Below are 16,378 nucleotides of genomic sequence, written 5' to 3' on the forward strand. Positions count from 1 at the left end.
TGTTTCCTATCCAGTAAGTGCTACCATGATTACAGCGCTTACGGCTTTACTATTAGGTTTCTCACCAAATCCGGAAGCCCCTGCTAAGGCTATGGGCACCGCTAATGCATTAAAGCTTATTATTTCTGGTTATTCTTCACCGGCCATGATTCTAGTAGGCGCTGCTATGTTTATCTCTGTAGCTATGCGTAAGACAGGTCTAGATCGCCGTATTGCTATGCTTGTATTATCTAGCGTTGGTACTAAGGTTAGCCGTATTTATTTAGGCGTTATTATTACAGGCCTTATCCTCGCCTTCTTCGTACCCAGTGCAACAGCTCGTATTGCATGTTTAGCACCGATTATCATCGGTATTGTTGAGAACTTGGGTATTGAACGTAAAAGCCGTGTAGCAGCTCTCCTCATGGTAGGCGCCGTACAGGCCGATACATTCTGGAATATTATGATCCAAACGGCGGCCGCACAAAATCTTGTAGCCGTAGGCTTTATGCAAACACAGATGAATACATCTGTCAGTTGGATAGATTGGCTTACTGCAGCGGCTCCCTTCTCTATTATTATGGTCATCATCGCCTACTTTTTAACACAAACATTAATTAAGCCTGAGTTCAAAGAACTTGTAGGTGGCGATGTGCAGCTAGCTAAAATGCGCCAAGAAATCGGTCCTATGAGTACTGACGAAAAGAAACTATTATGTATCTCTATTGGTCTACTCGCATTATGGGCTACCGGTGGCAAGCTCCATTCCATCGACACAACAACTACAACAATTGTTGCCATTGCATTATTTTTCTTCCCTAAAATTGGTATTATGGACTGGAAATTTGCACAGCCAAACATCGACTGGGGTTCCATCGTTATGTTTGGTGCTGGTATCGGCCTTGGCTCTGTATTACTTAAAACAAAAGCAGCCACTTGGCTTGCTCAAGTATTCGTAAATGCTTTCTCCCTTGAAAGCGCCAGCGTATTTATTTTAATTGCTGTAATGGCTGCCTTCCTCATTGTCATTCACCTAGGCTTTGCCTCTGCTACAGCCCTCTCCTCTGCTATGATTCCTATCGTAATATCCATCGTAGTAGGTCACAATGCAGAAGGTCTTAACCCAATCGGCGTAACCATGCTCATGCAATACGCTATCTGCTTCGGTCTAGTATTACCAGTAAATTCCCCTCAAGGTATGGTGGCTTACGGTACAGACACATTCGACGTAAAAACATTTATGACTACAGGCATTCCTTTGACCATCATCGGCTATGTAATGATGCTCGTATTTGCACTAACATACTGGCACTGGATTGGTATCGCCTAACACTGTACTTCAAAAAAATAATATCTAAACCAAAAGGCTCTGTCAGAAGACAGAGCCTTTTAAATTCACTATTTTCAATTGATTAATAACCTAAAGAGCACAATATATTTACTCTAAATTAATTCAATACATTATTCTAATTCTTTACCTTTAAGTTCAGGAATTAAGAATACAGTTGCTAGAATATCAAGTACGTAGATAATAGCTAGGAATGCAATTGCTACTTGGTAGGAGTACATAGAGATGATCATGCCTACTACCATTGGGCTAAAGCCGCCTACAGCACGGCCTATGTTAAATAGTACATTTTGAGCTGTTGCACGGGCAGTTGTTGGGTATGCTTCTGCCATCAAGGCACCATAACCACCCATCATACCATTTACAGAGGCCCCTAAAATTGCCCCAGCAAATAGCATAGCTGTTGGATCAGATAGTTGAGAGTAAATCAAAATAGATGCTACAGCACATACTTGGAATAGAATAAATGTAGGTTTACGACCGATTTTATCTGCCAAGCGTCCAAATAGCCAAATACCAACCATCATGCCACATACAGTAACAGCTGTCCATAAACCGGATTTTGTAAGGGAGAAACCTAATTGCTTACTTAAGAAATTAGGTAACCAAATCATAATACCGTAATAACCAAAGTTTTGAACTGATGTTAAAATAGCAACACCAATAGATGTCTTTGTTGTTCTTACATCTTTTACTAATAACTTGAAAGAGTTAGTATGTGAATGTTCCTTAGATTCTTTACTTTGTACAAAGATTTCTGGTTCATGTAGTTTAGCTCGGAATACCCAAGCAACCAAGGCAGGAATAATACCGACCATAAACATGCCGCGCCACCCAATAATAGGAATGAGTAACGGTGTTAACAAAGCGGCTGCTAATACGCCTAATTGCCAACCAAGGGCAACATAACTTGTTGCTTTTGCACGGTGTTTAGCAGGCCAAGCTTCAGCAGCTAAAGCCATGCCAATCCCAAATTCACCACCCAATCCAATACCAGCGATTGTACGGTAAATAAGAAGATCCCAATACCCTTGAGCAAAGGCACAAAGACCTGTAAATACGGCAAAAAGTACGATAGTCCAAGTCAATACGCGAACGCGACCAAACTTATCGGACAAGGTACCAAAGATAAAGCCACCTAGTACGGCACCTACCAAGGTCCACGTTACAAGAGAACCGGCTTGACCTGTAGTTAATCCTAAATCTCCAGAAATTAAGGTTAGCATAAAGCCTAAAATCAAGAGATCAAAACCATCCATTGCATAACCAATAGAGGACCCAATGACTGCTTTCCAGCTGTATGAATTTACTTCTTTCATAATATTTCCTTTCGCTACTCACAGGTAACAATTAAAGAGATAGCCCCCACTATACAAATGGCCAACTCCTAGACTTAAGTCTAATGAAAGGCTTAGTATATGGGGGCTAAATTTATATATGTTTATTTTAACACATATAAGAGATTAGATTATAACCAATTAAATATAACAACTCATCATATCCGCATCAACTATATTGATGGATAAGTCATCTAAATCAATTAGTTACGTTCTTTTATTTCAATTTTAATGGAATTGAAGAATTCATCGAATGGTACGGAACCTAATTCGTCACCACCGTGTTTACGAACGTTAACTGTACCTTCTTCAACTTCTTTATCACCTACAACAAGCATGTAAGGAACTTTTGCCATTTGTGCTTGGCGGATTTTGTAGCCGATTTTTTCGCTACGATCATCCACTTCTACACGTACATAGTCGCGGTGCATTTGTTTTGCCAATTCTTTAGCATATTCAACATGTTTTTCAGAGATAGGCAAGATTTTAACTTGTACAGGAGCCATCCAAGTTGGGAATGCACCTGCATAGTGTTCAGTTAAGATACCGATGAAACGTTCCATGGAACCGAAGCATGCACGGTGAATCATGATAGGACGATGTTTTTGACCATCTTCACCAACATATTCAATTTGGAAACGTTCAGGCAAGTTCATATCCAATTGGATAGTACCACATTGCCATGTACGACCTAAGGAGTCTTCGATATGGTAGTCAAGTTTAGGACCATAGAATGCACCATCGCCAGGGTTGATTACGTAAGGAATACCTTTTGCTTCAATGGCATTGCGCAATGCTTCTGTAGCTGCTTCCCAGATTGCATCATCACCCATTGCATTGTCTGGTTTAGTAGACAATTCAACATGGTATTTCAAGCCGAATTGGCTATAAATACGGTCGAACAATTCGATAACTTTCATCAATTCAGATTGCATTTGATCTGGCAACATGAATACGTGAGCATCATCTTGTGTAAATGCACGTACACGGAATAAGCCGTGTAAAGCACCGGACAATTCATGACGGTGTACTAAACCAAGTTCAGCGTAACGCAATGGGAAGTCACGGTAAGAATGCATTTCGTTTTGGTAAACCAAGATACCGCCTGGGCAGTTCATTGGTTTAATTGCATATTCTTCATCATCAATGATTGTAGTGTACATATTTTCACGGTAATGGAACCAGTGACCAGATGTTTCCCACAATTGTTTATTTAAGATGATTGGTGTACGAATTTCTTCGTAATCAAATTCATGGTGAACTTCACGCCAGAAGTTTTCCAATTCGTTGCGTAGTGCCATACCTTTTGGTAAGAAGAATGGGAATCCAGGACCTTCTTCTTTGATAACGAACAAGCCAAGTTCTTTACCAAGTTTACGATGGTCACGTTTAGCTGCTTCTTCAAGCAAGTGAAGGTATGCATCAAGTTCTTCTTTCTTTTCAAATGCTGTACCGTAAATACGTTGCAACATTTTATTCTTTTCATCGCCGCGCCAGTATGCACCTGCAATGCTTTGTAATTTGAAAGCTTTCACCTTACCAGTGGATGCTACGTGAGGACCTGCACAAAGATCGATGAAATCGCCTTGAGCGTAGCAAGAGATAACTGCATCTTCGGGAAGATCTTCGATCAATTCTACCTTGTAGTCTTCATTTTTAGATTTGAAGAACTCGATAGCTTCTTGACGAGACATTACAGATTTAGTGATAGGCAAGTTTTCTTTTACAATACGGCTCATTTCCTTTTCGATTTTACCCAAATCTTCAGGAGTCAAAGTATGTTCCATATCGATATCATAGTAGAAACCTTTATCGATAGCAGGGCCGATAGCTAATTTAGCTTCAGGCCATAAGCGTTTAACTGCTTGAGCCAAGATATGAGAAGCTGTGTGGCGCAAAGTATGTTTACCACCATCTTCTTCGAATGTTAAGAATGCTACTTCAGAACCATCAACGAGTTCTTCGCGAAGGTCTGTTAATTCGCCATTTACGTTTGCAGCTAGTACTTTTTTAGCCAAGCTGTTAGATAATTGTTTTACTGCTTCCCCAAGAGTAGTGCCAGCAGCGTATTCCTTAGCACTACCATCAGGTAAAATGATTTTTACATCTGCCATTTTAATTTCCTCCAATTATTATCTAGGATAGACTGGATTTTTGTAATAAAAAAAGACCCTCTATCCCTACAAAACAAGGGACGAAGATCATTCGCGGTTCCACCCTAGTTAACTACCTATACGAATATATGTGTATAGTTAATTCACTTCATTAAGCCCGATAACGGTGGCGGCCGTATTTGCCTACTTAGGTTCGACAAATCAGTTTAAAGGGGGTAACTCTGATATATGTGTAAGGCATTTCCAGCATCAGCCTCTCTCTGGTACACAGGGATATGAGAATCATGTCCTTTGCATAACTTTTACTAGATTATAGTATCATAGAGAATTAAAAAATTCAATACAGTGTAACTGTAAATTTCACAAAATCTATAAATTAAAGAAACACCTTTAAACACACCAAATAGAAACGGCCCGATATAACTGATATGTACCCCCTTTACGGGTTGTCCATTAAAAGGGGTACATATGAAACTCGAGCCGTTTATTAAGATTATCATATATACGCTAACCAATGTAGCTGTACTACAGCTCACTGTACATGAGCTAGATTATTAGCGTTTGAAGTTTGTAGATAACATAGCACCAATTACTTTTTCCAATTTGCTATTGGAAAGATCTGGGCCTTTGTATAATGTTAAGAGTACATCGTTAGAGTTATCTTGTTTAGAAACCATCATAACACCACTACCACGAGCACCGTTATCGTCGTAATCTTTTGCTACGATAACGAGGTTCAAATAATGGTCCTTCATATATGTGTACACTTTACTTGTACGTGCAGAGGAACCAATCATTTTTGCCATGCTCATACCACGGTTGAATACGATTGTATTTGCATTATGTGGGTTTGCCGCTAATTGTTGTTTTTCCTCTTCATTTAAAGGCATGAGATTCACCATGAGGGAATCACCCATTTTACCACGGAACATAGCTGGCATTGTTTCGCGCACGTCTTCAGGAATACCTGTGTCAGCAGTCAATTTTAATTCCTTAGGAACAGTCATGTATAGAACGCCCTTGCTGTTTCGGCCTACCTCTGTTGTACTGAGGTCTACGGCGCTAAGCATAATGGAGTCTTTAATAGTAGCTACTTGGTTTGCCAATGGCTTTTCAGGAATGCCACGGCTTGCCAATTGTACATCACCAGACTTAGTTTTTTTCAACGTTTCTACATTCCAGTTAGCCCCTTTTTTGTCGGCGTCGCTAGCTTCTGTGAAAGCATTCGCTCCATCTTTTGTACCTACATACACATAAGTTTGAGCTGGGATAATTGTATCTGGTGCACCAGTTTTATTGAAAGCAGCACCATATACTACATTAGGGATCACAGAGGAACCAATTTGTAAGTTGTTACTAGTTTGGCTTTCCACATCAAAGTTGATATTGCCAGTGAAGGTCATATCAGGACCATGATTGATGACTACTACATCCCCTGCTTGAGGAATGACAACAGGACCTACAGGACCCGCCATAGCTACCCCCGCCATAGAGACACTAAGGCAAGCTGTTAATAATGCACGTTTCAAAATAGATTGTTTCATAGATATACTCTCATTTCTCTATAGTGACATAATCAGATAGGCTAGTTAATATTTCAATGGCTAATGGTTTTGTAGATGGTGTACAGCGCAACATGCACCGCCCACTCGTATCTACAGAGGTCATAACACCTAAATATTCATAGCCTTCAATGATGCGATTGATATAGTTTGTATGCTTCGGCTCAAGATGAAAGAACACATACGCCTCTTCCCCAGAGGTCTCTAGATCTGGTACATCGGGAAATGCACCGATAGATTTACTCGGTTCTAATGGTGTACCACGCATAATTACTCCGCTTTAGGTTTGCACTCACGACGCATCATGGAGTACGGTTCAAGTGGTGTATCCATGTAAATACGCACTTTCATTTGAGCATGTGGAGCTACATCGATTGGGTTACCATCTTCATCTGTCATTTTTTTAATTACAGTCTCAACAAGCTCACCCTTAGGTTGGCAGAATTCTACTTTATCGCCTACCTTGAAGTTATTACGTTGTTCAAGATCAACGTATTTTTCTTCTTCGTTATAACCCAAAACTAAACCGATGAAATCATGGCTTTGCGTATTTGTAGATTTACCATAGTTTTGAGCAGTTTCGTCAGGACGGCCTTCTGCAAAGCCATCTGTATATGGACGGTGAGAAATCTTTTCTAATTCTGCAATCCATTCTGGACGAACATACCAATCTTTACCTTCTTTAAGGTATGTATCGATAGCTGTACGGTAAACCTTTGCTACTGTTGCACAGTAGTGAACAGATTTCATACGACCTTCGATTTTGAGGCTGTCGATACCAGCTTCATATAAGTCTGGAATACGGTGAATCAAGCACAAGTCTTTAGAGTTAAAGATATATGTACCATGCTCATCTTCTTCGATTGGATAGTATTCACCAGGTCGGTTAGATTCAACAAGGGAGTATTTCCAACGACAAGATTGAGAACATTGCCCACGGTTCGCATCGCGGTTGCCTGTCATGTAGTTAGATAATAGGCAACGGCCAGAGTAAGAAATACACATAGAACCATGTACGAAGGATTCAATTTCGATATCTACATTATCTTTCATTTCTTTAAGGTCAGCCAAGGATACTTCACGAGCCGCTACTACGCGTGTAGCACCAAGTTCTTTCCACATTTGAACTGTGTGCCAGTTTGTAGTAGATGCTTGTGTACTTACGTGAAGTTCAAGGCCTGGAGCAACGCGTTTAGCAAGACTGAAGATACCCATGTCGGCAACGATAATCGCATCAACACCGATGCTTTCAAGGAATTTCAAATAATCCTCTAAACCTTCAAAGTCCTCATTGTGAGGAATGATGTTACATGTAACATGGATTTTTTTACCATGAGCATGTACGAACTCTACGGCTTCCTTCAATTCCTCGTCGGAGAAGTTAGAGTTACCTGCGCGCAAGCCAAAACGTTTGCCTGCACAATATACGGCATCCGCACCATAGCGAATAGCCATTTTAAGCTTGTCCATATTACCGGCTGGACAAAGCAATTCCATAAAATGTTCTGCCATTATTTGTTGTGCCCTTTCCACACACTCACACTCATGCCATCACCCATAGGGTAAATGGTAGTGTTAAACAATTCTTTATTTTCAACATATGTTAAGTATTCTTTTAACCGTTTTACGATAGTTTTGAACCGTTTTGGCGGCTCCTTATCGCCCCTTACATAGCCTCTAAAGAGTACATTGTCCGCTAGGATAACGCCTCCTTCTTTCACATGTGGCAAAATGAGCTCTAACTGTTTTAGATACTGCCCTTTAGGACCATCTAAAAATACGAGATCATATTCACCAGTGAGTTCCGTTAAGACTTGAGACGCATCACCTTTCAGCAATGTAATTTTGTCAGCATAATCGGATTGGTTAATATAATATTTCGCCATTTCGTGACGCACATCATCTAGTTCAATAGATGTAATATGCCCCTCTTCTTTATCGAGTAGCGGAGCCATCAATAAAGCGGAGTAACCAATGGCGGTGCCCACCTCTAACACAGAGGTGGGCCGGTACAAACCTATTAATTCTTCAAATAGATGAACCTCAGATTCTCGCAGAATCGGTACATCATTAATCATCGCGTAAATACGCTGTTCATTTAAAATATCATTTAATGTCATGAAAGTAGATTAAATCTCCTACATTACTTAGTACTATTATCACCAGGAATTACAAGCGTAGAGCGATCAACAGATTCAGCTGGTTTCACTTCAATACGAGGTGCTTGTTGCGTACTTGGTACAACATTTTGCATAGATTCTGGAACTGGTGTTGTAGTCGGTACATAAGAGTTAGAACCAGAAGATTGTGTAGCTGGCGCAGATTGAGCTGGTGCTTGCGGAGCTGGTGTTGGTGCTGGAATTTCAGCAGCTGGAACCGTTGTTGGTGTGTATTTGTACGTAGGTTCCACATCAACATATTGAGAATCTGCTTCCACAGCCTCTTCAGAGCTATAGTTATAGTTAGGCTCTGTCGTTGCCACAGCCACGTCATAGTTAGGACCTGCTTGTACGGCTGCTCCTGTATTAGAGGAAGTAGCTGTATCATTACCATAAATTTTATGAACCGCCGCTAAATGTTCTTCGTATGTTTTAGAGAAGTGGTTATGCCCCTCTTTATCAGCTACAAAGTATAAGTAATCAGTATCTTCAGAATGCAATACTGCATCTAACGCCTTTTTACCAGGGTTAGCAATTGGTCCTGGTGGCAAACCTTTAGACACATATGTATTATATGGACTTTGCAATTGGGTATCGCCAATTGTTACATCTTCCTTCGCATAACCTAATACGTAGGAAATAGTCGCATCAGATTGCAATGGAATACCATGGGCTAACCGTTTTTTAAATACCCCTGCAATTGTTGGACGATCTGCATCAAATAAAGATTCTCGTTCAACGATAGACGCCAAGGTTACAAAGTCATGAATACTCATATGTTGAGCTTGAATTTGTTTCTTCACAGCTGGTGTGAGGTAACGATTCATTTCATCAGCCATCATTTGAATGACCTCTCGTGGCGTTGCCCCTACTGGAATTTCATAAGTACTTGGGAATAAGAAACCTTCCACAGGATATGTAGCTGGTCTTGTACCCTTCATATATGGATATGGTACAAAGGTTTTAGCTTCCGCTAAGAAGTCCTTTGCTTTCATAATTTGATTTTTTTCTAGAACGATAGCAATATCCCCAACGGTATATCCTTCAGGAATGGTAACACGAATCGATTCTACATGACCTTCTTGTAATAAAGAAATGAGTTCTCGTACAGTTACCTTATTAGGAATTTGGTAATGACCAGTTTGAAGTTTATCATTAGTACCGCTCAAATATAACCAAAGCTTAAAGCCTTGCGTAGAACGAATGAGACCTCGTTCATAGAGCATATCTGCAATTTCAGTGCCAGTTTGCCCCTTTTCAATGACAAGTACCTGAGTACCATCATCTTGTGCAAAGGTATTTGGCACTAAATAGATTGCACCAAGGCCACCTGCGATAATTAATACGCCTACAATAATAAGGATTAAAATATATCTTAAGGCTTTTCTCACGATGTTGAGTTCCTTTCTGTAACATAACAGTATTTATCACTTTATTATACCATAAAGTCTATATTTCCCCTACATTTAAGGACATTATCTTATTATCGTCCCCAATTATGTTATATATCAATTATAGCCATCTCTTATGCTACTAGTATGAAGGGAAAATATATAGATATAATTCATCTTCTATTATAAAGCGTTTATGTATAACAAATAAAAATAGCGCATTGTCCTAAGACAACACGCTAGATTTACGAGGAAGTGACTACTCGCCATCTTCCATTTCTTCATACAATTTTACTAGAGTTTCAAAGTTATCGTCATCTTCATCTAAAGGTACGTATTCTTCTACGCCTTCTTCATTTTTTTCGATGCGAGCCAAGATCATGTATGTGTCATCTTGACCTTCATGGTCAGCCTCTTCATCTTGTACATGTACAAGAACAGCATATTCTTGGCCTTCATGGCTCAAGATAATATCCTCTGTGAAATACTGTTTGTTACCGTTTTCATCTTCGAATTCCAAGTAATATACTTCGCCTTCAAAATTTTGGTCAACCATCGGAAACCCTCCTTAAGAAAAATACTTATTTATTAAACTGCAAGCGATCTAAATATCCTTGCAAAATTACAACCGCTGCCATTTTATCAATAACGGACTTACGTTTTTTACGACTCACGTCAGCTGCAATGAGTTGGCGTTCAGCCATAACAGTAGATAACCGCTCATCCCAATATGTTACAGGTAAATCGATGACTTCTTTCATCTTTTCGACAAACTCTTCGGTCTTTTCAGCCCGTTCACCTTTTGTACCATTCATATTTTTCGGCATACCTACTACTAATTCATGTACTTCATATTCAGCAATGAGTTCTTGTAAGCGATTAAAGTCTTTTTCAAGAGATGTTCTACGAATGGTTTCAATACCTTGTGCTGTCATGAGCAGTGCATCACTACAGGCAATGCCGATAGTACGGCTGCCCACATCTAATGACATAATTCTCATTATAGTTGTTTTGCCTTTGCGTATTCTTTCAACAATTCCTCAATCAAGTCATCTCGTTCTAAACGGCGGATATCAGAACGCGCATTATTATAGCTTGTAATGTACGCTGGATCCCCAGAAATTAGATAGCCTAAGATTTGATTAATTGGATTGTAACCTTTTTCTTGAATAGATTGATAAACACGAGTGAGAACCTCTTCAGCAGTCATCGGTTCATCGTCTACTTTACGGAATAACATAGTTTCATCAGAAACTTTCATCGTATCCCTCCTTTTTATTACATTGGCAGGTTCCACTGTAAAAGTGAAACCTCGCCTCCTATTATACTTGAATTAAAGCTACAAAGTCAGTAACTTTTTATGCATTATAAAAAATTTCTATAACAGATACAAGTATAATTATAAAATTATATGCCTATTGTAACATAGATGTTAACGCTTCACCACCAGCTTTTAATGCATCCATCAATTTAGCTGGTTCTTTACCGCCTGCTTGAGCCATATCTGGACGGCCACCGCCATTACCACCAGCAACTTGAGCTGCGGCTTTTACGATATTACCGGCTTTAGCACCTTTAGCCACTACATCTTTAGAGACTTTACATACAAAGTTAACTTTGTCATCACCCATAGCACCGCCTACAAGTACTACGCCAGAGCCATTTAATTTATCAAGGCCCATATCAGCTAGATCACGTAATTCATCAATAGAAGAAGCTTTTACAGAAGCCGCTACAAATGCTACATCGCCAATCATAACCTTGCCAGCAATGATATCAGCTGCACCAGCAGCAGAAAGCTCTTTACGAATTTGTTCTAATTCTTTAGCTGTTTCTTTTGCTTCTGCCAATACTTGATGTAAGCGTTCTTCTACTTGAGGCGCTTTAGTTTTAAGTTCGCCTGCCATACGTTCGATAGTTAAACGATCATGTTTTGCTGCATCAAGAGCTGCACGTCCTGTAATCGCTTCAATACGACGTACACCAGAACCGATACCTGCTTCAGATGTTAAGCGGAAAGAACTAATGAAAGCTGTGTTGCCTACATGAGAACCACCACATAATTCAACGGAGAAGCCAGGAACCTCTACAACGCGAACTACGTCTCCATATTTATCGCCAAAGAGTGCCATCGCACCTTTCGCTTTTGCTTCGTCCATGGACATTTCAGCAATAGCTAGGTCTGTAGCTTTTAAAATCTCTTCATTTACAAGAGCTTCGATTTGATCAAGTTCCTCTTGTGTTACAGGGGAGAAATGAGTGAAGTCAAAGCGCAAGTAATCAGGAGTTACTAGAGAACCAGCTTGGTTAACATGCTCTCCTAGAACCTTTTTCAATGCTGCATGTAACAAGTGTGTTGCTGTATGATTGCGGGCCATTGCTGCGCGACGATTTGTATCCACTTCAAGTGTTACATCATCACCTTCAGAGATAGAACCTTCTACAACAGTACCAATATGATATACAGTGCCTTCAGGTAAACGTTTTGTATTATGAACCTCTACCTTACCCATTGGGCCAACGATAAAGCCTGTATCACCCAATTGACCGCCCCCTTCAGCATGGAATGGAGTAGTGCGTACGATAACAGTAATTTCATCGCCATCAGCTGCTGTTTGCAAGCGTTCAGAACCCTTACCAAGCATCAATACAGAGGATGCAGTTTCTGCTTCATCTTCAACAAGTTCTTCGTCTTTCAAGAACGTAATGTCTGGTGTTGCTACCTTCGCATCTTCTTTTACGCGAGCTTCACGAGCGCGTTCGCGTTGTTCCTTCATAGCTGCTTCAAAACCTTCATGGTCGATTGTAAAGCCGCGTTCAGAAGCAATTTCTTCTGTTAATTCCCAAGGGAATCCATATGTATCATATAGTTTAAATACTTCTGTGCCAGGAACTACAGTAGCTTTTTCAGCTGCCAGTGTATCAATCAAGGAGTTTAATAACTCAAGACCTTGTTCCAATGTTTGGTTGAAGCGTTCTTCTTCATTTTGTACAACACGTTTAACGAAGTCTTGTTTTTCTGCGATGGATTTAATACCAGGGCCAAGAATGTCTACGACTACATCAATAAGTGGTGTTAAGAAGATACCTTCAATACCAAGCAAACGGCCATGACGTACAGCACGACGTAAAATACGACGTAATACGTAACCACGACCTTCGTTGGATGGCAATACGCCATCAGAGATCAATGCAGTAACAGCACGAGCGTGGTCAGCAATAACCTTCAAAGAAACATCTGTATTTGGATCTTCGTTATATGTAACACCAGCGCGTTTTGCAGTCGCTTCGATGATTGGGTAAATCAAATCAGTTTCAAAGTTTGTTTTACAACCTTGTAATACGGAAGCCAATCGTTCAAGACCAGCGCCAGTATCGATGTTTTTATGTTGCAATGGTTCGTAGGAACCATCTGGCATTTTATTGAATTGTGTGAATACTAAGTTCCAGATTTCGAGGTAACGGTCGCAGTCACAACCTGGTGCACAGTTAGGATCATCACAACCATGTTCAGGACCTTGATCGAAGAAGATTTCACTATCAGGACCGCATGGGCCTTCACCAATTTCCCAGAAGTTATCTTCAAGGCGTGTAATGTGACTTTCTTCTACGCCACAGTCGTTGTGCCATGTATCATATGCTTCTTGGTCATCCGGATATACAGTTACATATAATCTATTTTTGTCGAGTTTAATAACTTCAGTTAAGAACTCCCATGCCCAGTGAATCGCTTCTTTTTTGAAGTAATCACCGAAGGAGAAGTTACCAAGCATTTCAAAGAATGTATGGTGACGAGCTGTGCGGCCTACGTTTTCAAGGTCACCAGTACGCATACATTTTTGGCTTGTTGTAATACGATGACAAGGAGGTACCAATTTACCTGTAAAGAAAGGCTTCAATGGCGCCATACCTGCCCCGATCAATAATAGAGACGGATCGTTTTCTGGAATAAGAGAAAAACTATCTAATTTTAAATGTCCTTTGCTTTCAAAAAACTGCAAGTATGCTTGACGCAGTTCATTACCCTTCATGTGTATATTCCTCCTAAAATTATTTACTCTTCATTATAACGTAAAACCGATATAAAATCTATCAAAAACATTGAGGTCATGCGGAGTTCCTATACTTTTACAATGAGAAAAGTTAGGATAAAATTCAAGATTTACATAAACGAAAAAGAGGTTATACAAATCAACAGAACATAATTGATTCGTATAGCCTCTTTTAAAGCTAGTTATATATTAGCTTAGATAACGCGTTTTGCGCCGATATAGCGTTCACCCCAATAGCCAGTATCAAGATCTGCTACTGCTACACCACGACTGGAAGTGGCGCTGATGAACTTGCCATCACCAATATAAATACCGGAGTGAGACGGACCTGGTTCATATGTTTCAAAGAATACCAAATCCCCGGCTTTCAAGTTTGCACGAGAAACTTCAACACCTACGTTATATTGTTCATCTGCCAAACGTGGTAAAGAGATACCTTGTTTTGCAAATACATATTTAACATAACCAGAGCAGTCAAAACCACTTGGAGTAGTACCACCAAATACATATGGTACACCGCGATATTTGTCCGCTTCTGCCAAGATAGCGTGGATGCTATTTGGTGTTTCGCTTTTCGTAATATTATTTAATTTAATGTTTTTGCCAGTAATGGATTGACCTGCGATACGACGAGACGTCGCATTGCTGTTTGTGAAAGCGGATTTCGTCGCCACTGCTTTAGTCGCCGCATTTTGAGTCAATACTGCCTTCGTAGAACGAGGAGCGCTCATCAATGCATTATACGTAGCAGGACCTACGATACCGTCCACTGGTAAGCCACGATCTTGTTGAAACAGACGAACTGCCCATTTCGTTTCTTTACCATATACACCATTTTTATCTGTAGCATTATAACCGTGTTTAATTAGTTGTTGTTGAACCGCTGTAACACTTTTGCCCTTATCACCATATTGTAATGTTGTTGCACCTACCATGGCTGTTGTGGCACACACAAAAGTTAATGTTAATGCCGTTATTTTAACCTTACTATATTTTGACTTCATATGCTTCCTTTCCAAAAACTTTTAAAGTAAGTTATTTATTCAAAATATACTAACCGTCTATTTATTTGCATTCACAAATACAGCTAGTCTTCTTTGCTTTTGTTAGTATAAGTCTCAGGTGCCATAAACACATCTGCACTACTAGGTCCAAGTAATGGAGCCTCTTCATGCTCATCAAAGTTTATAGCTGACTTAACCCAATACAAAGGCCGTTGCTTCACCTCTTCAAAAATACGACCTACATACTCGCCAATAATTCCCAGTCCGACGAGTTGAATCCCACCAATGAACAAAATTGATACGCCCAAGGTAGTCCATCCATTCAAGGCTTGACCCGTAAGATATACATACAAGAGGTGCAATATAAGCAAGAAGCTCAACCCACCACATAGTACACCGACGTACAAAGCAGCCCGTAAAGGAACTCTTGAAAAGGCGGTTACCCCATCGAGAGCAAATCGTATCATTTTACGCACACTAAACTTTGAGACCCCTGCAAAACGAGGTGGCGCTACAAAGTGCAACTCAGCTTGTCTATACCCTAAGGCACCGACAATACCGCGCAAGAAACGACCATGTTCTCTGAACCGTTTCAACGTGCCCAATGCTTTACTATTCATGAGGCGGAAATCAGATCCCCCTTCAACAATAGGAACATCGGCCATTTTGTTCATTAGTTTGTAATAATACTTAGACGTGAAAGATTTAGCCCAACTAGCATCTTCAGTTGAATCGCGTATGGTGCGCACCACATCATACCCCGATTCCCACAACCGAACAAGTTCAGGAATCAAAGCTGGTGGATGCTGCATGTCACCGTCCATTGTAATAACTGCATCTCCATGAGCATAATCAAGACCACAAGTAAGCGCAGTCTGATGCCCAAAATTACGAGCAAGCAATAACACTTTGACATGTTTATCATTGTAAGCAATTTCACGCAATATCATAGATGACGAATCACTAGAACCGTCGTCTACAAAGATTAGTTCATAATCGTACGTGAGCCCTGACATAACATCAGTTACAGCTTTATAAAAATTCGCTATGTTCTCTTCTTCGTTATATACAGGCACTACAATAGAAAGTAACATAAATCCTCCAAAGTATTTTACTCACATATTTTAAGTTAATTAGTAAATTAAGGCAAATCGTCAAGGTTAACAATAGGCGAATTTATATCTACAAATTCAGTAAATAAGCGATTTCTTCGTACTCTACCGCTTTTCCTCTTCATTTACCTTATATATAAGTATATCAAATAAGTAAAATATCATTTTATATATGAAGCTACTTAACAAATAGTATTATAAAATAAATTTATATCAGTAAAAAGATAATAAATGCTTTTATTAACTATATAAATCAAGAATTAATCAAAAAATCAAATATATTTTATACATCAAATACAAGAAATTCAACTAATTTCATT

14 protein-coding genes and 1 other annotated feature are annotated in these 16,378 nt (G+C 39.7%); of the genes, 1 reads left to right on the plus strand and 13 read right to left on the minus strand.

Going from position 1 to position 16,378, the window contains the following annotated elements:
• Positions 1 to 1,309, plus strand: a 1,309-nt coding sequence (locus tag Q7P05_RS03965) for a DASS family sodium-coupled anion symporter (protein ID WP_303930617.1), incomplete at its 5' end; no start/stop codon positions are given.
• 131 nt (positions 1,310 to 1,440) lie between these two features.
• On the opposite strand, the gene Q7P05_RS03970 is transcribed toward Q7P05_RS03965, so the two are convergent.
• From Q7P05_RS03970 to Q7P05_RS04030, 13 genes are all read right to left on the minus strand, one after another.
• On the minus strand, positions 1,441 to 2,646 hold the full coding sequence (locus tag Q7P05_RS03970; RefSeq protein ID WP_303930619.1) for an MFS transporter: 1,206 nt from the start codon (positions 2,644 to 2,646) through the stop codon (positions 1,441 to 1,443).
• Between the two features lie 221 nt (positions 2,647 to 2,867).
• Entirely contained in the window at positions 2,868 to 4,778 is a 1,911-nt protein-coding gene (gene thrS / locus Q7P05_RS03975; protein ID WP_295820345.1) for a threonine--tRNA ligase, read from the minus strand.
• Positions 4,779 to 4,851: 73 nt separating this feature from the next.
• Positions 4,852 to 5,084: a binding site (T-box leader), on the minus strand.
• A 248-nt stretch (positions 5,085 to 5,332) separates the two neighbouring features.
• Positions 5,333 to 6,322 carry a hypothetical protein gene (locus Q7P05_RS03980; RefSeq protein WP_303930621.1) on the minus strand — a complete coding sequence of 330 codons (990 nt, stop codon included), beginning with the start codon at positions 6,320 to 6,322 and terminating at the stop codon, positions 5,333 to 5,335.
• 10 nt (positions 6,323 to 6,332) lie between these two features.
• Positions 6,333 to 6,608, minus strand: a complete 276-nt coding sequence (locus Q7P05_RS03985) for a DUF4911 domain-containing protein (protein WP_295825763.1) — start codon at positions 6,606 to 6,608, stop codon at positions 6,333 to 6,335.
• Positions 6,609 to 6,610: 2 nt separating this feature from the next.
• Positions 6,611 to 7,852 (minus strand): U32 family peptidase, encoded by a 1,242-nt coding sequence (locus Q7P05_RS03990; RefSeq protein WP_295825761.1) that lies wholly within the window; start codon positions 7,850 to 7,852, stop codon positions 6,611 to 6,613.
• Entirely contained in the window at positions 7,852 to 8,460 is a 609-nt protein-coding gene (locus tag Q7P05_RS03995; protein WP_024066665.1) for an O-methyltransferase, read from the minus strand. Before Q7P05_RS03995 ends, Q7P05_RS03990 begins: the two co-directional genes overlap by 1 nt.
• Before the next feature lie 23 nt (positions 8,461 to 8,483).
• Positions 8,484 to 9,890: an endolytic transglycosylase MltG gene (gene mltG / locus Q7P05_RS04000; protein WP_303930623.1), complete on the minus strand. Its 1,407-nt coding sequence runs from the start codon at positions 9,888 to 9,890 to the stop codon at positions 8,484 to 8,486.
• Between the two features lie 259 nt (positions 9,891 to 10,149).
• Positions 10,150 to 10,446 carry a DUF1292 domain-containing protein gene (locus Q7P05_RS04005; protein ID WP_227721461.1) on the minus strand — a complete coding sequence of 99 codons (297 nt, stop codon included), beginning with the start codon at positions 10,444 to 10,446 and terminating at the stop codon, positions 10,150 to 10,152.
• Positions 10,447 to 10,471: 25 nt separating this feature from the next.
• On the minus strand, positions 10,472 to 10,891 hold the full coding sequence (ruvX, locus tag Q7P05_RS04010; RefSeq protein WP_213466870.1) for a Holliday junction resolvase RuvX: 420 nt from the start codon (positions 10,889 to 10,891) through the stop codon (positions 10,472 to 10,474).
• The gene (locus tag Q7P05_RS04015) at positions 10,891 to 11,151 is read right to left on the minus strand and encodes an IreB family regulatory phosphoprotein (RefSeq protein WP_009351224.1); all 261 of its coding nucleotides are present in this window, start codon (positions 11,149 to 11,151) and stop codon (positions 10,891 to 10,893) included. Before Q7P05_RS04015 ends, ruvX begins: the two co-directional genes overlap by 1 nt.
• A gap of 154 nt (positions 11,152 to 11,305) precedes the next feature.
• On the minus strand, positions 11,306 to 13,921 hold the full coding sequence (gene alaS, locus Q7P05_RS04020) for an alanine--tRNA ligase (protein WP_303930626.1): 2,616 nt from the start codon (positions 13,919 to 13,921) through the stop codon (positions 11,306 to 11,308).
• 215 nt (positions 13,922 to 14,136) lie between these two features.
• A complete protein-coding gene (locus Q7P05_RS04025) occupies positions 14,137 to 14,946 on the minus strand; it encodes an NlpC/P60 family protein (protein ID WP_295805345.1) in 810 nt (269 codons plus the stop codon).
• An 83-nt stretch (positions 14,947 to 15,029) separates the two neighbouring features.
• The gene (locus tag Q7P05_RS04030; RefSeq protein WP_295781636.1) at positions 15,030 to 16,040 is read right to left on the minus strand and encodes a glycosyltransferase family 2 protein; all 1,011 of its coding nucleotides are present in this window, start codon (positions 16,038 to 16,040) and stop codon (positions 15,030 to 15,032) included.
• Between the last annotated feature and the right edge of the window lie 338 nt (positions 16,041 to 16,378).

The organism is Veillonella dispar, from assembly GCF_937975875.1.
GTDB classification, from domain to species: Bacteria; Bacillota; Negativicutes; order Veillonellales; family Veillonellaceae; genus Veillonella; species Veillonella dispar_B.